Source organism: Herminiimonas glaciei (genome assembly GCF_042664955.1).
In the GTDB taxonomy this organism is placed as follows: domain Bacteria; phylum Pseudomonadota; class Gammaproteobacteria; order Burkholderiales; family Burkholderiaceae_D; genus Oxalicibacterium; species Oxalicibacterium glaciei.
The window spans coordinates 1-19,211 of sequence record NZ_JBHTBU010000001.1 but is presented as its reverse complement, the minus strand read 5'-3'; the positions used below and the strand labels follow the sequence as shown (position 1 = coordinate 19,211).

Here is a 19,211-nt window from a genome sequence, read left to right as displayed (position 1 = left end):
ATCCTTTTTTGAACGCTGCGAATTGCAGCTCGACGAATGATTAAGGATTAGGGCCAAATTCGCGATACCTAGCACCTGTAAAAAATTACCTTCTTCATTTAGGAAACGATGTGATCGGCAACTACGCGAGTCGAGCGATATGAAATTAATGTGTGGCGATAGTAGGAGGAAATAGATCGTCGCAAGAATTACGTGCGCGCCTGGCCCGAGGTCACTAAACGAATTTACAAAAACTACCCGAGTTCATGATTCGCCAGAACGACAAGATTGATAGCAGGAAGTCGGGCACTCACGGAACGTCCGACGAGGGACCTACAGCGTCGTGGGAACGCGCAGGCGAAATGTAATCATGCCGTGCTTGATGGAGATTCGACGTTGCACTAACGCATGCTAACGCACGCATCAGAGACGTTACTCAATCGGCTAATGTCGTATACCGCTCGACCATACCGCAATCATGCGCATGGCATTTTGAAACCACCTGCTTGTTGGACTTCTAGGTCACCGTTCAACCAAGCGTAAAGAAGCTCATGGACATCGACTTCTTCGCGTTGTTTTCTAATCATTTTTTCGACCTTTGGAGCTACGGCAGCGATAGCGACACTCGTAGAGCTCCACCCCCCTAGGGGACAATCATTTTTTAGATGTTGCATACAAGCATTCCGAACCGCTTGCCGCTTATTTTTCTCTTTAGATATCCCGCCTTTTTTCCCGCTCCTCCGTTTATCCTCCGCTGGCTTTACCCTTAGGTAATACCCCTGTGCTTGCCCGTCATAAAAACTGGCACGAGACAAATGCCACCATGCTTTTTCCCTTAGACCAGTCTTGAGTGCGAGTTTAGCTCTCAATAATTCGCTACAAAAACACACCATATTTTCGCGATACACGCCATCGCTATCCGTCAGAATTTCGGAGGCTAGAGGATAAGTATCGATCAACTCTACAAATGCCTGCTCATCGAAGCTTTCTTCCGTCCAATACTGTCTAGGCCAACCAGGAAGTGCACCAAGTTGAGCCACTCGATGCAGATATGCCTGAAGACTGGCGACATCTGAATCAAAATTTTCTCGTAATATCCGCTGATATTCATACTTGATCTGCACAGCGGCATCAAACCACCGTTCGTTGCTGGAGTCATCCTGCAAGTCGAGTAGCCACTCCATATTTTCCATATTTTCCATCTGATATTGTTCGTCTTTTAGTCAAAACGGCCTGTTGCTCATAAATTATTGTTACCGAAAACTGATCCACCTTCCATCGCCTTGCGAAGGCTGAGACCCGGTCATACGACCCATCAAATCCCAATGCACATAGATCGATGTGCGTCTTTTTCAAAGTCCGTCGTTGCTTACGCGACGTAGCCGCCTCGGTCTTTAACCAAGCCGAAAGCTTGAACCTATATATGTTCACTTACAAGTGTCCGAAAAAATCAAGTAGTATGGGCATCGATTGCTCAAGTTTGAATTACATACTAAAGGATGATCATGGCGTCACAGGTATTTGATTTTAAAGGACCTAAAGGCTATCGGCTATCTGGCCGCATTGAAGGACCAGAAGCACCGCATGCTTGGGCGATTTTTGCACATTGCTTTACGTGTGGAAAAGACAGTCTAGCGGCTACTCGAACAACACGCGCTTTGGGAGCGCTTGGTGTAGGTGTGTTGCGTTTTGACTTTGCCGGATTGGGTGCGAGCCAGGGCAAATTCGGTGATTCGACTTTTGCTGCAGATGTGGCGGACCTGGTCGCCGCAGGTCAGGCAATGACTGCAGCTGATAAGGAACCTTCTTTGCTGATCGGTCATAGTCTGGGCGGTGCAGCATCTTTAATGGCAGCAGGCATGATGCCAAATATCCGCGCGGTCGTAACGATCGGTTCGCCATACGATTTAAAACACGTTCTGCATCAATTCGACCCTGCTGCTTTAGAAAAAATCGAAGCCGATGGCGAGGCCGAAGTCCACCTAGCTGGTCGTCCCTTTTTTGTTCGCAAAGATCTGATCAATGCGTTGCGAGAAAACGACTTGCACTCGCACATCGCGACCTTGAAACGTCCACTATTGGTGATGCATGCGCCAGGTGACGATACGGTATATGTCGAGAATGCTTCACGTATCTTTGCAGCGGCCAAGCATCCTAAGAGTTTTATTTCGTTGGACGATGCAGATCATTTACTGACGCAACGCCGGGATGCCGACTATGTAGCTGATCTAATTACTGCATGGTCATCCCGTTATCTATCGTTGAAAGGTAATGCAAGCTAAGTCGTATTACCGATAAGTGGATTATTGATTTTCATCGAGAACTGACCCAGGCTTAAAATGTAGTTCCGCATACTCAAGTGAGTAGAAGACTAGTTCTGTGGACCAAAATCCGACTCTGTCAGTGAACACCGCAATTTTTCGAAAACAGAAATTTCCAGCCAAGAAAAAATGGTACAAAGTATAAAAAAACTACATGAAGAAATTGCTGCTTGTACTAACTGCGTACCAAATTTACCCTTAGGTCCCCGTCCGGTGGTGCAGTTCAGCAGAACGGCGCAGATTTTGATCATCTCACAAGCACCAGGTACGAAAGTGCATGCCAGCGGTATTCCGTGGGACGATCAAAGCGGTGCGCGTTTGCGGGAATGGCTTGGCATATCATCACAAGATTTTTACAATCCAGAGAAAGTCGCCATCATGCCAATGGGATTTTGCTACCCAGGTAAAGGAAAAACTGGCGACCTACCTCCACGACCTGAATGTGCGCCGTTATGGCATGACAAAATTTTGGCGCAACTCCCATCCGATCGTTTGACATTGTTAATTGGAAGTTATGCGCAAGCGCGTTATTTGCCGTGGACAGCGCCTCGATTACAAACAGATAGAGTTAAAGCATTCTCCTCTTTTCTTCCCACATTTTTCCCATTACCGCATCCGTCATGGCGCTGCGTTAGTTGGATGGCCCGTAATCCCTGGTTCGAGAGTAAACTTTTACCAGTCTTGCGTGAGACAGTAAAAAAACGTTTGGATTAGATAGTCGCTTTATCAGGCCCAGTCAATGAGGAACTGAAATGTCGAACCTAGGTAATAAACATTCAATGATTTCGATTCGTCGAGCATATGAGGATCCTTCCGAAGATGATGGCTATCGAGTTCTGGTTGACCGTCTCTGGCCTCGCGGCCGTAGCAAAGAATCGCTGAAACTTGATCATTGGGCACGTGAACTTGCGCCGACCGACGAATTGCGAAAATGGTTCGCGCACGATCCGCAACATTGGGAAGTTTTCAAACAGCGCTATAGAAGTGAACTAACTGAGGTAGAAAAATTACGGCAGATGCAATTACTACTCGTGAATGCTGCTGGCCGGCCAATAACGCTTGTCTACGGCGCTAAAGATGAGCAACATAATCAGGCAGTAGTTTTGCGCGAAGTCATGTCAAAATTACATCTAAGATAGAATCATTATTCTATTTTGGATCGATAAATACCCACTCAAACAGTGGTTTGCTAGCAATATCGGTCGATGATCTCGAACAATTGGCGACACGATTTAGCAACGTACGATTCAGGTGCAGAGGCAACCCCAAGCAAAAGACCAGGTAAGGCTCTGGATGGAGTCGCGAACCAAGCAGATAACGGCGATGGTGCGATACCAATGCTCCTCGCATCCCGAACAATCTGCACGTCGGGGGCTCCCTCGGGTAGTCTGAGGAGTACCGCCAAGCCGGCCTTAATCCACTCGGCGTCACGCATGCGTAACTGCTCGCATAGCGCGTTACTCTGGGCAGAATATAAACGCTTGAGTCGACGTACGCGCTGAATGTAGTGACCATCACGCATAAATTGAGCAGTAGCGAGTTGAGTTACGGGTGATGGCGCAGGGGCAAGTGTTGTAGCAACCTCGGAGAACGCAGCAGTCTGTTCAGCTGGCACCACGACAAATCCAAGTCGCAGTCCCGGACTAATAGTTTTGCTAAAAGAACCTACGTGAATAACTCTTTTCCCCTCATCCAAAGACGCTAAGGCGGGCGCGGGCCTGCCTTCTAGTTGAAGTTCGCTGAGATAGTCATCTTCGACGATCCAGGCATCATTCGCGGTTGCCCATTCAAGTAATTGAAGCCGTCTCCTCAAAGACAGAGTAGTGCCCAATGGAGCCTGTTGACCAGGCGTTACCACGACCAACGCTGCGTCCGCGGCGTTCTCGATTCCGTAGTCTACGTTGAGGCCTTCTGCGTCTACAGGTACCGGGACAATATTCAAGCGAGCAAGTTCTAATCCCTTTCGAGTGAGGAAAAAACCAGGCTCTTCCATCCAAACCTTCCTATGGTCCAAACCTAACACTCGCAGTACAAGGCCTAAGCCGGAGCTGTATCCCGAAGTGATAAACACCTGCTCTGGAAAACAGTGAAAATTTCTAGAAATGGAGAGATAGCCTGCAACTTCTCTCCGCAGCTCGAACTCCCCCCTAGGGTCAGGATAGACCATCGATGAGAAAGATCCAGTCTTCAGTAAATTGGAAGAGCGGGCACGAGCGAAAAGCTGTTCCGGAAACCCTTCCATCGTTGGAATACCGAGTTGAAAGATCGCTGGTCCGGCCATCATCTCCAGATAGTTTTTTATAAAAGCTCCAGGCTGAGGCACTTCGGGTTTCATCGCAGTTACTAGGGGTCGTGGTGCTACGCGGGTACCTTTTGCTCCAAATGTTTCGATCATCTGAGAGTCTGATAATCGTTCATACGCCGCTTGAACAGTACCGCGAGCCACACCAAGTTGTGCAGCTAGAGCTTGCCACGAGGGCAATCGAGTGCCAGGCGCAAGAAGTCCCGACTCTATTGCCCGCCGAATGCTCACACAAATTTGTTCGGATAGAGATAACTTTGCAGTCCGATCGATTTGAATTTTCAGGTTTGAAATCATATCCTTAGTACACACAAAAATTGGGAATCTTGGTTCTTTTATTCATACCATTGATGGTACAAAATATTTTCATATTAACCCACATAATCCTAAGGTCAACATGACGCTCGAGACCCCACCCACGCGGAAAAGTTCGTCTCCAGGAAAAGCAGGTGCTAGGTCCACCAGAGAAATCAATGTGAGGCGTGAGGAAAGCAACATCGAGCAGCAGTCTCAAATCGGCGACAGAATCATAGACAAATCGGCACCGCCAGATGAAAACATGATCCGAAACTGGATCGGGCTGGAGGCGTTCGAGCATTGGAACCAGCTGCGAAGCTGGATCGAAGCATCCTATCCCAATGTTTTCACACCGGATTGGCTCCATGGCGGTAAAAACCGCGGTTGGTCCCTGCGCTACAAGAAGACCAAGGCGTTCTGCACATTAATACCGGGATACAAACTATTTTCAGTTCTGGTGGTCTTGGGAAGAGCAGAGCGAGAGAAGTTTGAGGAGCGGCGTTATGCCTGGAGCCCTCAATTGGTTAAGTTCTACGATCAAGCCCGAACATACCCTGATGGGAAATGGATGACAGTTGCTATCTCATCTGCAAATGATCTTCATGATGTGATGGAACTAGTCAGTATGAAGCGCCCTCCACTCGCCATTTCTTAGTACACACAAAAATAGCGAATCTTGGTTCTTTTATTAATACCATTGATGGTACAGAATATTTGCACGTTGCTGCACAAAATTTCAAGGGCAATATGAGACATCCACACATGATCATTCATCCGATTCTGATTGCGCTATGCGCGGCAATTACAATCTTCATTAGTAGTGATGTCGTAGCGCATGATGGCAGTGAAATTGTGAAGCTGAATTTTGAACAAACGATTCCAAATCTACCCGGTAAATCACTGGTCGCTGTAGAGGTTAAGTATCCACCGGGTGCAGCCTCGTTACCCCACATGCACGCAAAGTCCGCTTTCATATACGCGTACGTGGTATCAGGTGCGATCGAATCAAAAGTCAACGATGGTGAAGTTCGCGTATACCGTGCTGGTGAGAGCTGGTCTGAACCGCCTGGTGCGAGCCATTCTATTAGCCGAAATGCGAGCAAAACCAAAGCAGCAAAGCTATTGGCCATATTCATCGTTGATAGCAATGACAAAGAACTGACCAAACCAGCAAAGTAAGCATTTTCTTATACCTCAACATACTCTTTTGTCCCTAGGAATAATCATGATCAACGGAATCACCACGAGCAATCCTGTCATCGAATGTATTTTGAGTCGCACCGCTGCCAAATATTACGACCCTGACGCCACCTTAAGCGATGAGCAAATCTATGAACTCGTGCGAATCGGTACTACAGCACCAACATCCTTTCACATGCAGAACTGGCGCTTCATCGCGGTGCGCACACGCGAAGCCAAGGCTCGGCTGAGCCCGATTGCTTGGGGTCAACCCCCGATTACCGAAGCAGCTGTTACCTTTATCATCTGTGGCCAGTTAGCCGATTCCAGCGTAATACCTGAACGCTTAGCTCCATTGGTGAAAGCTGGTGTCATGCCTGCAACGATGGTACCGGAATGGGAAAACCCTGCGCGTGGTCTTTACATGGACCAACCGCAGCGTCAACGTGACGAGGCCATGCGCACCGGCACCTTTGGCGCGGCGGCGATGATCTATGCGGCCCGTTCGCTCGGATTGGGTTCGACGCCGATGATAGGCTTCGATGCCGATGGGGTGCACCGCGAATTCGGTCTGACCAAAAACGAAGTGCCAGTCATGTTATTGTCCGTTGGGGTTGAGCGTGCCGGAAACTGGGCGCAGAAACCACGCCGTCCAGTTACAGAAGTACTAAATTTGATCTAAACTTAACCCAGTCACAATACCCCTTTCGAGGGATCTAGAAGTAAGGTAAACGTAACACCAAAGCCCGGAGGGGCCCAGGAAGCAGTCTTGGAAATCCCTCCGGGTTTTTCGTATGTGCTCGATTTCTTCCATGAAAGATGTCAGACACTATGTGTACGGTCGGCTCGCGCATTGAACACCGGGGTGCTCACAACCAATGTGCAATCGCAATCAACGTTTTAAGTTTCCGAGATTCTATGTCCCAAGTCGATTGGCTCAGCCGCCTCCTGCAAATAATTACCGTCACCGGCAAGCTGGAGGTCCACTGCACGTATGGTGCACCATGGCGTGTGGCTTGGCCACAATCTGCAGCTCATGAAATCCCCTATCACGTGGTGCTCAATGGTCGGGCTATTATTGAGGATCCGGACACGAAAACGAACAAGGAACTAGTGGCCGGCGATATTGTGCTGTTGCCTCACGGGTCTGCGCATGTGCTGCATGATGGCAGCGGACATCCCCCGAGCGCCACACACAATCGACAGGGTTCTGCGGGATGGAGACTCAGCGAGAATGACAGTCCGGGTGAGCATCTAGACATGCTGTGCGGGCGATTCTTCATCGAACCGCCTCATGATCGGTTGGTTCGTGATTATCTACCCGCGACTTTGATTGTGCGTGCCATCGACGGCCACCGTGGGGGAGACATCAAGTCCGCTTCCAACCACCTAGCCAATCTCGTAGGACTAATGCGTGTGGAGTCTGCCAGCGATAAACCGGGAGGATGTGCAATCCTCAACTCACTAACTTCGGCACTATTCACACTAGCACTACGCGCGGCGAGTGAATCAGATCAGGCACCGTCTGGCCTACTAACGCTTGCCGGCCATTCCAGATTGACCCCAGCCATTTCAGCAATGTTCGCTAGTCCGGCACGCCCTTGGAATCTTCCTGATCTTGCCGACTTGTGCAACATGTCACGCGCTACTTTTGTGCGGCACTTTCAAGACAAACTGGGGCGTTCGGCGATAGAACTTCTGACGGAAATCCGGATGAGCATGGCCGCTAATGAACTTAAGAAACCTGGAATGACCACCGAGGCTGTGGCCGACGCGGTCGGTTATCGATCCGTGGCAGCATTTCGGAGGGTGTTCACTGAAAAAATGGGAATGACCCCCGGGCAATGTCGACGCCTATCACACGAAGTCAAGTAATGTCTTCGCTTTCAATCTGCGGGCTGAATGAGATGCTAGTCGCACCATTTCCTTTCGCGATCAGTCGATGAATTATTTCTTTATGTTGATCTTTTTGAGCATTTTATTGAGCCAAGGTCGTCTCGAAATTTGTACCTAGCAGGCCTAAAGTAGAGTCACTAACCGAAGGGAAGATTCTAAGAGGAATTTCCCAAATTAGTAAAACCACTGCCTACTTTACTTATGGAGATCATGATGACCAGAACTATTGCTTTAACGCCAGACCAAGTGCCAGCTGCTTCGAAACCAACTCTCGATATGTTCACCAAGAATATCGGTTTTACCCCCAACATGATGGCGACTTTCGCGCAAAGTCCCATTGCTTTCAACGCATGGGCCACTCTGCTTGGCTCTTTGAGTAAGGCGCTTGACGTAAAAACTCGTGACAGCATTGGCCTAGTTGTCTCCGAAATAAATGGTTGCAACTACTGCCTGACAGTTCACAGCTATACAGCTGAGCATATGGCAAAGATGCCGGCCGATGAAATCATTCTCGCTCGAAAGGGCCATGCTACTGATCTGAAACGGGACGCAGTTATTCAGTTTGCACAGAAAGTTACCAAGGCGCGCGGCCAAGTTAGTGACGCCGATATACAAGCCGTCCGCGATGCTGGTTACACAGATGCAAATATTATGGAGATTGTTGCGCTAGTGGCTATGTATTCCCTGACGAACTTTATTAATAATGTATTCGATCCCGAGAAAGACTTCCCGGCCGTTACACCAGCTGGCTCAATCTAAGCTCATGCATGATGCGAAAACCCGGATGCATCCAAAGAGATATCTCAGGAACGCGTCGGAGTTTTCGTGTATGCCGGCGATGGACATTGACGAGAAATAATATTATCAGGGGCAAGGAATGAATAAGTCACAGAAGGTAGTTGTCGTCACAGGTGCATCGCGTGGTATCGGCGCTGAAGTCGTAAAGGCATTTCGAAAACTCGATTACCGCGTCATCGCAACCTCACGTTCGATCAAACCATCGGATGACGAGAACATTTTGAACGTAATCGGCGACATAGGCAATCCTACAACTGCTCAACGTGTTATTTCCGAAGGTGTCGCACGGTTTGGTCGAATTGACACGTTGGTGAACAACGCCGGCATTTATATCGGAAAACCTTTTACTGAGCACACAGCAGAAGATTACGCTTCCGTAATGAATGTGAACATGGCAGGTTTTTATCACATCACGCAACTTGCGATTCAGGAAATGGAAAAGCATTCGAGTGGTCACGTGGTGAGCATCACAGCTAGTATCGACCAAGTAGCGATCAGCGGCGTTTACTCGGCTTTGGCGGCTTTATCGAAGGGCGGCATCAATGCTGCGACGAAATCACTCGCAATCGAATATGCAAAGAAAGGTATTCGAGTGAATGCCGTTGCTCCGGGAAACATAAAGACGCCGATGCATCCAACCGAAATTCACGAAGCCCTGGGAACTTACAACCCTATTGGACGCTTAGGTGAAACTAACGATATCACCGATGCCATTCTCTTTCTCGACTCCGCACCGTTCATCACGGGAGAAATTCTGCACGTTGACGGTGGACAAAGTGCTGGCCACTGAAATACTCCATTAAATAAACCGATAATTTTAGAAAGATTACCATGCCAAGAACTACTGCTCTAAAGCCAGAACAAGTGCCGCCGGAGTCGAAACCAACTCTCGATGCATTCAGCAAGAGTCTCGGCTTTACTCCAAATATGCTGGCGAGCTTTGCGCAGAGTCCAATCGCATTCAACGCATGGGCTGCCTTCCGCAGTTCCTTAAACAAGGCACTCGACATGAAGACGCGTGAAGCAATCAGTCTCATTGTTTCCGAGGTGAATGGTTGTAATTATTGTCTAGCGGTTCATACCTATGCAGCCAATTTAGCTAAACTTCCTGCCGATGAAATTATTCTCGCTCGAAAGGGACATTCCAGCGACCCGAAGCGCGATGCAGCAGTCCAATTTGCACGTAAAGTCATTGAGACTCGCGGCCAAGTTAACGACTCTGACGTGCAAGCGGTGCGCGATGCCGGCTACACGGATGCGAACATTATGGAAATAATTTCAATGGTGGCGATGTTCTCTCTAACCAACTTTTTCAACAACGTGTTTGATCCTGAAAAAGATTATCCAGCCGTTCCGCTAGCTGGTTCAATCTGAACGCTGACAAATTTAGGAGAGAAAATGATACTCGATCATCCAATTTTTAAACGATGGCCAGCACAATATCCCGATCGGCTTCAACTCTTTTCCTTGCCGACACCAAATGGGGTGAAAGTCGGAATTATGCTCGAAGAAACAGGCCTCGCCTATGAACCGCACCGAATCGACATCGCAGCAAACGAAAGTCACGACCCGGCCTTTCTCTCACTCAACCCCAACGGTAAGATTCCCGCAATCTACGACCCTGAGGGGCCAAGCGGTAAACCACTCGCGCTGTTTGAATCGGGAGCTATTCTCTTATACCTTGCAGACAAGACCGGACAATTAATTTCGAGTGACCCAAACACCCGCTACGAAACGATTCAGTGGGTGATGTGGCAAATGGGCGGAGTTGGACCAATGTTCGGCCAGGTCGGGTTCTTCAATAAGTTCGCCGGCAAAGCTTATGAGGACAAACGTCCGCGCGACCGTTACGTAAACGAATCAGCACGGCTACTCAGTGTCCTTGACAATCGACTCGCAGACCGCGACTGGGTGATGGGAACTTACAGCATCGCCGATATTTCATTGCTCGGCTGGGTACGCAACCTTATCGGCTTTTACGAAGCGCGCGAACTCGTCGAGTTCGACCGTTTTCATCATGTACAAGCATGGTTTACCCGTGGCCTAGCACGCCCGGCAGTGCAACGCGGACTCGAAGTAACGGCGACTAACTAAGGAGAGCAATTATGAATATAGTCCTGATCAACTCTGTAAAGCAGTTGGGATCGTTCGCATGAACATCCTCCACATAGATTGCAGCCCGCGCCCAGAATCACACAGTCGCCAACTTTCGGCAGCAATCGTCAAAAAACTTCTTGAGATCGTTCCTAACGCGCGTATCAGCCGTCGAGACTTTGCCTCAACCCCTCTACCCCACGCGTCATCCGATTATGCAACTACCCTATCGTCACCAGGCACTTTGGCGGCTCCGCTGAAAGGCTCACTGGATCTGTCCGAAACTCTTATTCAAGAAGTTGAAACAGCGGATGTGATTGTCATTGGAACACCAATGAACAATTTAACCGTTCCGTCGGTCCTCAAGGCTTGGATTGATCAAATTCTTCGCGCCGGCCGAACATTCAAGTCCACTCCAACGGGGAAGGTGGGAATGCTCCGGAATCGCCCAGTTTTTGTCGGAATTGCTTCCGGCGGCGTCTTTACGGGCGATCGAGCTAACCAGCCTGATTTTCTAACTCCGTATCTGTCGGCAGTGCTGGACTGCATTGGACTTAAATCTCTACAATTTCTCTCCGTGCAAGCCACTGCCTTTCTCGACCAAGAACAAGCCAAACTAGCGAGAGAAAAAGCACTCGCAAAAATCGACCTAACAGTCATAGGAAATGTCCCATGTCTATGATTGAAATTAATGCCGACGTTGAGATAATCATCAAACAGGCGATGCTGTCATTTGTCGCGACAGTCAACGAAGATGGAACACCCAATCTTTCACCGAAAGCATCTTTGACAGTCAGAGATGGTGCTCTCTACTTCGCCGATATCGCTTCACCTCGCACGATAGAGAATTTGAAGCGTAATCCCGCCGTCGAAATTAATGTAGTTGATATTTTCCAGAGACGAGGCTATCGATTCAAAGGTCGAGCATCGGTACTGCCGTCAAATCACAACGAATTTTCAATGATTGCCGATTGGGTTCGGGCGACGAACGGCCCAGAATATCCTGTCGATCATGTTGTCAGAATAGAGACAACCTTGATCACCCCGTTGTTGTCGCCAGCGCATGTTTTTGCTGATCCTCATCGAAGTCAGGAAGAAATCAAGAACACCTACTATCACAAGTACGGTGTGAAGTTCGTCGGTCCATAGACGCCGGTGCACGAAGAACAACAACCGACTCATAACGTCCACGTACCCGCTCCATACCGCAGCGAACACCTAAATTTTAGGAACATTCCATGCAACCAGTCGAAATCAAGGACATTAAAAACGACGATTTTGAAATTTGGCTTCCTCTGTGGAAAAGCTATCAGCGATTTTATGAAGTGGATATCCCTGATTCTGTGACACACAAGACTTGGATTCGTTTCTTAGATCCGCTCGAACCGATACATGCGGCGTTGGCCATGGTGGATGGACAAGCGGTGGGACTAGTGCATTTTATTTATCATCGCTCGACTTGGGCAACGAGTGATGACTGCTATCTTCAAGATCTTTTCGTTGCAGCCGATGGGCGTGGCAATGGCGTCGGCCGCGCTTTGATCGAACATGTCTATGCAAACGCGAAAAGCCGCGGAGTATCTCGTGTGTATTGGCTGACACACGAATACAATCATAACGCCAGACAACTATACGACCGCATCGCTAATCGTTCAGGGTTCATCCACTATCAAAAACTATTTACCTGACACGCTAATGTGCGGTCAGTACTTTAATTTTCGACCTTAGTGTCTAATAAGTTACTCATTCGTTAAAAGTTTAATTTCCGGGAAGATTACATGACTACCTTTGACTATGATTTATTTGTAATTGGCGGTGGATCGGGTGGAGTGCGGGCGGCCCGACTCGCTGCGTCACTCGGCAAGCGAGTTGCAATTGCCGAAGAACATAGGCTCGGGGGAACCTGCGTCATCCGAGGCTGCGTACCTAAGAAACTCTTCGTCTATGCTTCTCAATTTCATGAGCATTTCGAGGATGCTATAGGTTACGGATGGGAAGTCGGTAAAAATACGTTCAATTGGAGGAAGCTAATCGCTGGCAAAGATAAAGAAATTACCCGACTCGAAGGTCTTTATCGTCATGGCCTTGAGAACAATGGTGTTGAGATCATTGAAAGTCGCGCAGAGTTGATCAATGCCCACACTATTCGTTTTTTAAGAACTGGAGAGACGGTAACTGCAGAAAAGATCATCGTCGCCACCGGCGGCACACCAAACCCACATACCTCTCTACCTGGCCATGAACTCTGTATTTCGTCCAATGAAGCTTTCGACCTTCCAGAGTTGCCTCGATCAATCCTGATTGCCGGTGGCGGCTATATCGCCGTCGAATTTGCCAATATCTTCCATGGCCTTGGTGTACATGTAACACTAATCTATCGTGGAAAAGAAATTCTGTCACGTTTCGACCGAGACCTTCGTCATGGTCTGCACAAAGCAATGACTGAAAAAGGTATCCACATTGTACTATCCGACGTTATAGAGAACGTTACGAAAACTCCTGAAGGGGGTCTCATGGCAAAAACAATGGACGGAAAATCGATAGCCGTAGATTCCGTCATGCTGGCACTTGGTCGCAACCCAAACACTCAAGAACTCGGCCTGCAGGCTGCCGGCGTCAAGATTAATGAGCGCGGCGCAATCATTGTGGACAAGTATTCTCGCACCAACGTCACCAATATTTACGCACTAGGAGATGTCACTGATCGAGTACAACTTACACCGGTTGCGATCCATGAAGCCATGTGTTTCATCGAAACCGAGTATAGAAACAATCCAACTGCTCCTGATCACGACGTGATCGCCACTGCCGTATTCTCGCAGCCGGAAATTGGAACAGTGGGGCTATCTGAAGAAGAGGCTACAAAACGCTATCCCGAACTAGAGGTCTATCGTGCCGAATTTCGTCCGATGAAGGCGACGCTTTCCGGTCGTGTGGAAAAAACGATCATGAAACTCATAGTTGATGCGGTAAGTCGAAAAGTTCTGGGTGCGCATATACTTGGACATGACGCTGGCGAGATGGTCCAACTACTTGGTGTTGCTCTAAAGGCAGGCGTCACGAAAGAGGATTTCGATCGTACTATGGCTGTTCATCCCACTGCTGCGGAAGAACTCGTGACCATGTATAAACCGAGCTATCGCATCCAAAATTCTGAACGCGTTTAATTTTTATGTCACGCTAACACTGTTACGAAAATGATGCGTTCATTAGCGCCTAATATGATTTCCAACGCAACGGTTCTCGACTTTAACGCACAAGAATTTGTTGACTTGGAAAATGACATACCAATTTTTTCTTCTCCAATAATCAGCTGAGACTGCCAATTATCTACGCTCCGCCGCCGAGATGCGTCAGTAGGCTTTGCATTGGTGAAGATAACTTGTGCCATTGCTGAAAACACAGACAGAGTTGCCTGCGAGCCCAATCATCGCTAATCCTGAGAGTTTTGAGTGGATATCGACTTCTAAAACGCCTTGCGGCTCCATACGGAACAATCGCCACCCCCACTCCTTGCGATACCATCTGACATACATCCTCGAAGTTCTTCATACGAATACGGAAAGCTAGGGTTTTCCCTAATTCGGTCGCGTGTTCGTCGATATGGTTCTGAAGCGCACTCCCAACCTCTAGGCCAATGAATTGTTCACCTGTGACGTCGGCAAAGTGGGTCGCCTTCAATCCTGCGAGACGATGCATTAGAGGAACAATCAGGACGAGATGATCGCTGGCGACCGGTTGAATTATGAGACCTGTGGAGTCTATCGCATCCGATATCACACCCGCCTCTACCAATCCTGAACTGATCATCTTCACAATTTCCGTACTCGTCCGTTCCTTCAAATCGATGTTTAAGCGGGGACGTTGCGCCAGCCAGGGTGCTAGCCTCTTCGGCAAAAAATCTGTCAACGCTGCAGTGTTCGCATACAACAGCAACGTACCACGCGCGCCGGCACCGAAATCACGTAACTCTCCTTGTAAGAGGCCATGTTGCTTGAGTATGAGACGCGCATGATGCGCCAGGGCTTCTCCCGCCTCGGTGGTTATCACACCCGTTCGACTTCTTACAAGTAGAGCGACACCGGCATCCGATTCAATATTACTAATACGCTCGCTGACTGAAGCCAATGCGAGATTAGCTTGTCTGGCCCCAGCCGTAATGCTGCCTGCATCAACGACACAAATGAACAAGCGTAGATCCGTGAGATCGAATCTCATACCCCCCCCAAAAAAAACAACTTCCCTTCGGCAAATCCGAAGGCGGCATCGGAAAAACCGCATTGTGCCAGCTTCTGACTGGATATGTAATGCACACCATGAATACTTTGAACCTTGAATTGATTTGCATACTATTTGCCACGTTTCTAGGAGCCGGTATCGTTAAAGGCGTGAGTGGAATGGGATTACCCACGGTCGCTATGGGGGTCCTAGGGGCAACTATGTCACCGCTGACAGCAGCAGCAATCTTAATCATTCCGTCGTTCGTGACTAATGTGTGGCAAATGTTGGCTGGGCGTGACACATTTCGCCTCTTGCGCCGACTGTGGGCAATGATGCTCTGCATCGTGATTGGTACACTTTTGGGCGCGCGACTATTGGTAATCGTTGACCCCATCTTGTCGGGGCGTGCTCTAGGACTTGCCCTGATCGCCTATGCCATCACTGCCCTGTTCTTACCGACGCTCTCGATTCCAAAACGTTTAGAATCCTGGCTCTCGCCTCTTATCGGCATTGTTACCGGATTGTTAACTGGTGCCACCGGCGTCTTCACTCTTCCGGCCGTGCCTTATGTGCAGGCCCTAGGACTTCAGAAAGATGAACTAGTCCAGGCCCTCGGCCTTTCATTCACCGTCTCTACGGTTGCTCTCGCAGGAGGACTCTTCACCCAAGGTGCGTTCCGACTTGATCAGCTCAGCCTGTCGTTATTGGCCGTCTTTCCCGCTCTTATCGGAATGTGGTTAGGCGCGATTGTTCGGCAAAAGATCAGTCCGAAAACATTCCGTCACTGCTTTCTTCTCTTCCTCGTGATCTTGGGCCTTGAACTTACGCTACGTCCGTTTTCTTAAGTTATAACTGCCTAACGAAGGCTTTCACCATGAGCCGTATCGCTATTCCTATCCGTTCGAATCTAGAGCATTAGGCAAATCAAAATCGGGCATCATAAGTCAATACTAATATGTTTCAATGTCTGCATTTTGCTTGTGTGACTTTATCGCTTCTGTCTTAATCATAGCCAGAACTTTGATTTGATAACTCAGTCTCAATTCCAAGGACACGTTATATCGAACTCGCTAAAATGATATCTGTTTGATTTTCTTCCAATCATTTCGCCGTAGAGAACCTGACTTCCGAAATTACACTATATATTTACGATTTCTCGATAGAAAATTAACTGAGTCGTCATGAAAAAACCCAGGATATTCATAGATGGGCAGGCTGGAACAACCGGCCTCCAAATTCACCAATTGCTTGCCAACGACGATGATATCGATATCATCTCAATCGACGAGTTTGATCGTAAAAAAGAACACGTGCGTCGACAACTTCTCAATGATGTCGATGTGGCGATCTTATGCCTGCCAGACGACGCAGCGAAAGATGCAGTATCTTGGATCAAAAACGATAACGTACGTGTATTGGATGCCAGTTCTGCTCACCGTGTAGCTTCTGGGTGGGTTTATGGTTTTCCGGAAATGCACCCAGAACAAGCAAGTCGTATCGCTCAAGCTCGTCGGGTGTCGAACCCTGGCTGCTATGCCACAGGTGTGATTGCACTTTTGAGTCCTTTAATTCAAAAAGGCTTACTTGCGCCGGACACGCCAATAACGGTCAATGCGATCAGCGGATACAGCGGGGGCGGCAAAGCGATGATCGCTTCCTATGAAGATCCCTCAGAAAAGAGGCCGGCGTTTCGTCCTTACGGTCTGAATTTTCAACATAAACACTTGAGAGAAATGCAACAACACTCCGGGCTTTCTCGCCCGCCTTTATTTATACCCGCGGTCGGCACCTTTCGCCAAGGAATGCTGGTACAAATACCACTACCGCTATGGGCATCGCGAGTTGCTACTACTCCTTACGATTTGCATGCAATACTTTCGGAACACTATGAGAGTTCCACCGCAGTATGTGTCGCTCCATTGATTGAAGGCACGGCAGCTGATTCGGTGAACATCAATCCGGAAAGGTTCAATAACACTAATTCACTGGAAATTTCTGTGTTTGGTGACACTGCATCGGAACAAGCAGTGCTGATCGCGTGTTTCGATAATTTAGGAAAGGGCGCTTCAGGTGCCGCGATTCAGAATCTCCGCTTAATGCTCCGATCATCGTAAATTCTTTGTTGATGTCGGCCAGTCACAGCTAAGAGTTGCCGACCATTCCAGACAATGTCGATGTCAGCATCGAGCAATTTCACCTTGTTCTTCATACATCTCGGTATCACCGTCAAGAAGCATTTGATTCACATCCGCAGCCTCTTCTCCGCCCTAATTGACATAAATCAAATCAAAGGAAATTCTTAGTTACTTTTGGACGGAAACGGGTGGTCTTCGTCGACCAATCCGTGCAGCTTTTCATCTTCCTTTATTTCATCCATAGTCCAGTGGTGCGTCGGAGCTGGTTCCGAATTTTCTTTCCATAATTTTCTTTTTATAGGCACATCGTTTTGTGGCTCACTATTTTCATCTGTTTTAGGCATCATCGCTCCATGGTAAATATGAGATACAACCAGCTTACTTTAACGTATCTAAGAAAAATTCCGTACTTTTACCCCTAATAACATTTTCCCCTTCTGAGTTATGCGTCTATTTAAGCAGCAGATCGGCCAAAATAGGCATCGCAATTAAATAATTATTGCCCCGTGTTTACTAGCTCATCAGTGCATCAATATCAGGCGACCACACTGATTCTAAATTCCTTACCATTCCATGTGAACCAGTCGTCAGGCGCTTTTCCTTCCATCGCTTTGAACAATGGAGCATCGGTTGATATGCCCATAAACGGTGTTCCATCACAATCAAATTGCGTCGTCGCAACAGCAATAACAAACCAGCGATCTCGCAAAAAAATAATTGCGCCTTCTTCGACCACGACTTTTGGAGAAAAATCGATAGTTCTTAGTTTACTTATCGCATCTATATGGCTATGAAGGGTAGTTTCAAATGCTTGCGCTACTTCTGAGTCAGCGAACTCTATGGAGAAATCATGGTGATCTTGCGGTTCACTGCTATTCCGCCTCGCACTTCCGAGATACTCTGAGTATGCCTTTTCTGAAAACGCTAATTTTTCTTTTTCCAGTACAAGCATTGACTCTCGTAACGCACTTTTGTTAATCATGATCACTCTCCAAAATTTTCTTACTCGTCAGTTACTGCCATCACTCTATTCAGGAGACACCTTTTTACGGTCTGAAATAACCACAGAAAATTCTTCCATTCCGCTCAACCTATGAACTCCGTTCCGCTATAAGCTAGGAGAGCCATCATCAAGTGGAGAGCTCGACTTGATGATCATCAGGGCTTTCTCAAAATTCAATCTAAAATCGTTGTAAATCACGACATTGTTAGGATTTATGAGAACAAACCAAGGCGTCCCCCGACTTCGATAATCCTCTATAGTTGCAGGGTAAAGATTAGCGGTCAAAGGTGCATCATGACCGAAAGGGATTTTTAAGTGATGTCGCCGCTGATTCACAAGAATTTTGTCTTTGGTATTTGTGTCCATTCCTTCAAATACCGTTTGAATTGCAGCAAATCCCACTCCTCTGTGTTCGAGATGATCAATAAGACGTTTTAGCTGCGGGAATCCGTCGGTGTGACATCCGGGACACCAATTCTGAAAAAAGAAAAGTACTTTGAAATCGGGCCCAAGTTCGGCAAGCTTCAACGGATGACGCTCCTTTCCATTGGAATCAATCCAATAAGAAACCTTTAATTCTGGAGCTGTACTTCCTACTATTCCAATCGGCATATCGACTCCAATTCCAGTACATCCGTTTTGAAACCATAGAATCCTGACACGAAATTGCATCCTACCAGCCATAGCAAAGCACATTTTTTCTTCTACGTCGCAATCTGGAAAACATGGCTATTAACTTCGCGCACCTCAGTGTTGCGTTTAAGAGGTTAACAAACAGCGTCAACTCAGTTATTACCTTGTAAGTGTGGCGAAAGCCTACAACGCTACGGGATGATGAAGGATTAAGACTGCAATCACGATAACGATTTTAGCCGAAACATCTTTCTCTCATTTCGCCTTGATCGATCGTGATTGCTTGAAGTAATTTCAATCATCCAGGAGTGGGTAGAACTGAGTCCAGACGTCGTCTTTCTTGGCACTCGCAA

23 protein-coding genes are annotated in these 19,211 nt (G+C 47.9%); 17 read left to right on the top strand and 6 right to left on the bottom strand.

Annotated features, from left to right (window positions below):
• Positions 1-455 precede the first annotated feature (455 nt).
• The gene (locus tag ACFQPC_RS00115) at positions 456-1,181 is read right to left on the bottom strand and encodes a hypothetical protein (RefSeq protein WP_124573317.1); all 726 of its coding nucleotides are present in this window, start codon (positions 1,179-1,181) and stop codon (positions 456-458) included.
• A 303-nt stretch (positions 1,182-1,484) separates the two neighbouring features.
• Between ACFQPC_RS00115 and ACFQPC_RS00110 the strand changes: the two genes are divergently transcribed.
• From ACFQPC_RS00110 to ACFQPC_RS00100, 3 genes are all read left to right on the top strand, one after another.
• The gene (locus ACFQPC_RS00110) at positions 1,485-2,261 is read left to right on the top strand and encodes an alpha/beta hydrolase family protein (RefSeq protein WP_124573315.1); all 777 of its coding nucleotides are present in this window, start codon (positions 1,485-1,487) and stop codon (positions 2,259-2,261) included.
• 168 nt (positions 2,262-2,429) lie between these two features.
• Positions 2,430-3,014: a uracil-DNA glycosylase family protein gene (locus ACFQPC_RS00105; protein ID WP_124573314.1), complete on the top strand. Its 585-nt coding sequence runs from the start codon at positions 2,430-2,432 to the stop codon at positions 3,012-3,014.
• Positions 3,015-3,052: 38 nt separating this feature from the next.
• Entirely contained in the window at positions 3,053-3,439 is a 387-nt protein-coding gene (locus ACFQPC_RS00100) for a DUF488 domain-containing protein (RefSeq protein WP_124573313.1), read from the top strand.
• A gap of 50 nt (positions 3,440-3,489) precedes the next feature.
• Here the strand turns inward: ACFQPC_RS00100 and pdxR are convergent, their stop codons facing one another.
• Positions 3,490-4,899: a MocR-like pyridoxine biosynthesis transcription factor PdxR gene (gene pdxR, locus ACFQPC_RS00095; RefSeq protein WP_124573311.1), complete on the bottom strand. Its 1,410-nt coding sequence runs from the start codon at positions 4,897-4,899 to the stop codon at positions 3,490-3,492.
• 199 nt (positions 4,900-5,098) lie between these two features.
• Here pdxR and ACFQPC_RS00090 point away from each other — a divergent pair, with 199 nt between their 5' ends.
• From ACFQPC_RS00090 to gor, 12 genes are all read left to right on the top strand, one after another.
• A complete protein-coding gene (locus ACFQPC_RS00090; RefSeq protein ID WP_124574143.1) occupies positions 5,099-5,554 on the top strand; it encodes a DUF3788 domain-containing protein in 456 nt (151 codons plus the stop codon).
• A 107-nt stretch (positions 5,555-5,661) separates the two neighbouring features.
• Positions 5,662-6,078, top strand: a complete 417-nt coding sequence (locus tag ACFQPC_RS00085) for a cupin domain-containing protein (protein WP_124573309.1) — start codon at positions 5,662-5,664, stop codon at positions 6,076-6,078.
• A gap of 46 nt (positions 6,079-6,124) precedes the next feature.
• The gene (locus ACFQPC_RS00080; RefSeq protein WP_124573308.1) at positions 6,125-6,760 is read left to right on the top strand and encodes a nitroreductase family protein; all 636 of its coding nucleotides are present in this window, start codon (positions 6,125-6,127) and stop codon (positions 6,758-6,760) included.
• Between the two features lie 236 nt (positions 6,761-6,996).
• On the top strand, positions 6,997-7,953 hold the full coding sequence (locus ACFQPC_RS00075; protein ID WP_124573306.1) for an AraC family transcriptional regulator: 957 nt from the start codon (positions 6,997-6,999) through the stop codon (positions 7,951-7,953).
• 234 nt (positions 7,954-8,187) lie between these two features.
• Positions 8,188-8,733, top strand: coding sequence for a carboxymuconolactone decarboxylase family protein (locus ACFQPC_RS00070; protein ID WP_124574142.1), 546 nt, complete (start codon positions 8,188-8,190; stop codon positions 8,731-8,733).
• Between the two features lie 118 nt (positions 8,734-8,851).
• On the top strand, positions 8,852-9,562 hold the full coding sequence (locus tag ACFQPC_RS00065; protein ID WP_124573304.1) for an SDR family NAD(P)-dependent oxidoreductase: 711 nt from the start codon (positions 8,852-8,854) through the stop codon (positions 9,560-9,562).
• A 41-nt stretch (positions 9,563-9,603) separates the two neighbouring features.
• A complete protein-coding gene (locus tag ACFQPC_RS00060; protein ID WP_124573302.1) occupies positions 9,604-10,146 on the top strand; it encodes a carboxymuconolactone decarboxylase family protein in 543 nt (180 codons plus the stop codon).
• A gap of 24 nt (positions 10,147-10,170) precedes the next feature.
• A complete protein-coding gene (locus ACFQPC_RS00055; RefSeq protein ID WP_124573300.1) occupies positions 10,171-10,866 on the top strand; it encodes a glutathione S-transferase N-terminal domain-containing protein in 696 nt (231 codons plus the stop codon).
• A gap of 58 nt (positions 10,867-10,924) precedes the next feature.
• Entirely contained in the window at positions 10,925-11,548 is a 624-nt protein-coding gene (locus ACFQPC_RS00050; protein WP_124573299.1) for an FMN-dependent NADH-azoreductase, read from the top strand.
• Positions 11,545-12,015: a pyridoxamine 5'-phosphate oxidase family protein gene (locus ACFQPC_RS00045; RefSeq protein WP_124574141.1), complete on the top strand. Its 471-nt coding sequence runs from the start codon at positions 11,545-11,547 to the stop codon at positions 12,013-12,015. The genes ACFQPC_RS00050 and ACFQPC_RS00045 overlap by 4 nt, the downstream gene beginning before the upstream one ends.
• A gap of 89 nt (positions 12,016-12,104) precedes the next feature.
• Positions 12,105-12,554, top strand: a complete 450-nt coding sequence (locus tag ACFQPC_RS00040) for a GNAT family N-acetyltransferase (RefSeq protein ID WP_124573297.1) — start codon at positions 12,105-12,107, stop codon at positions 12,552-12,554.
• Between the two features lie 90 nt (positions 12,555-12,644).
• Positions 12,645-14,033: a glutathione-disulfide reductase gene (gor, locus tag ACFQPC_RS00035; RefSeq protein ID WP_124573296.1), complete on the top strand. Its 1,389-nt coding sequence runs from the start codon at positions 12,645-12,647 to the stop codon at positions 14,031-14,033.
• A 163-nt stretch (positions 14,034-14,196) separates the two neighbouring features.
• Here the strand turns inward: gor and ACFQPC_RS00030 are convergent, their stop codons facing one another.
• Entirely contained in the window at positions 14,197-15,084 is an 888-nt protein-coding gene (locus tag ACFQPC_RS00030) for a LysR family transcriptional regulator (protein WP_124573294.1), read from the bottom strand.
• Between the two features lie 98 nt (positions 15,085-15,182).
• Here ACFQPC_RS00030 and ACFQPC_RS00025 point away from each other — a divergent pair, with 98 nt between their 5' ends.
• On the top strand, positions 15,183-15,932 hold the full coding sequence (locus ACFQPC_RS00025) for a sulfite exporter TauE/SafE family protein (RefSeq protein ID WP_124574140.1): 750 nt from the start codon (positions 15,183-15,185) through the stop codon (positions 15,930-15,932).
• Between the two features lie 336 nt (positions 15,933-16,268).
• Positions 16,269-17,201 carry an N-acetyl-gamma-glutamyl-phosphate reductase gene (argC, locus tag ACFQPC_RS00020; RefSeq protein ID WP_124573293.1) on the top strand — a complete coding sequence of 311 codons (933 nt, stop codon included), beginning with the start codon at positions 16,269-16,271 and terminating at the stop codon, positions 17,199-17,201.
• Positions 17,202-17,386: 185 nt separating this feature from the next.
• On the opposite strand, the gene ACFQPC_RS00015 is transcribed toward argC, so the two are convergent.
• The 3 genes from ACFQPC_RS00015 to ACFQPC_RS00005 all read right to left on the bottom strand — a co-directional run bounded on the left by ACFQPC_RS00015 (position 17,387) and on the right by ACFQPC_RS00005 (position 18,837).
• Positions 17,387-17,566 (bottom strand): hypothetical protein, encoded by a 180-nt coding sequence (locus ACFQPC_RS00015; protein WP_124573291.1) that lies wholly within the window; start codon positions 17,564-17,566, stop codon positions 17,387-17,389.
• Positions 17,567-17,757: 191 nt separating this feature from the next.
• Positions 17,758-18,204, bottom strand: coding sequence for a hypothetical protein (locus ACFQPC_RS00010; RefSeq protein ID WP_124573290.1), 447 nt, complete (start codon positions 18,202-18,204; stop codon positions 17,758-17,760).
• Between the two features lie 126 nt (positions 18,205-18,330).
• The gene (locus tag ACFQPC_RS00005) at positions 18,331-18,837 is read right to left on the bottom strand and encodes a peroxiredoxin family protein (protein ID WP_124573288.1); all 507 of its coding nucleotides are present in this window, start codon (positions 18,835-18,837) and stop codon (positions 18,331-18,333) included.
• Positions 18,838-19,211 lie beyond the last annotated feature (374 nt).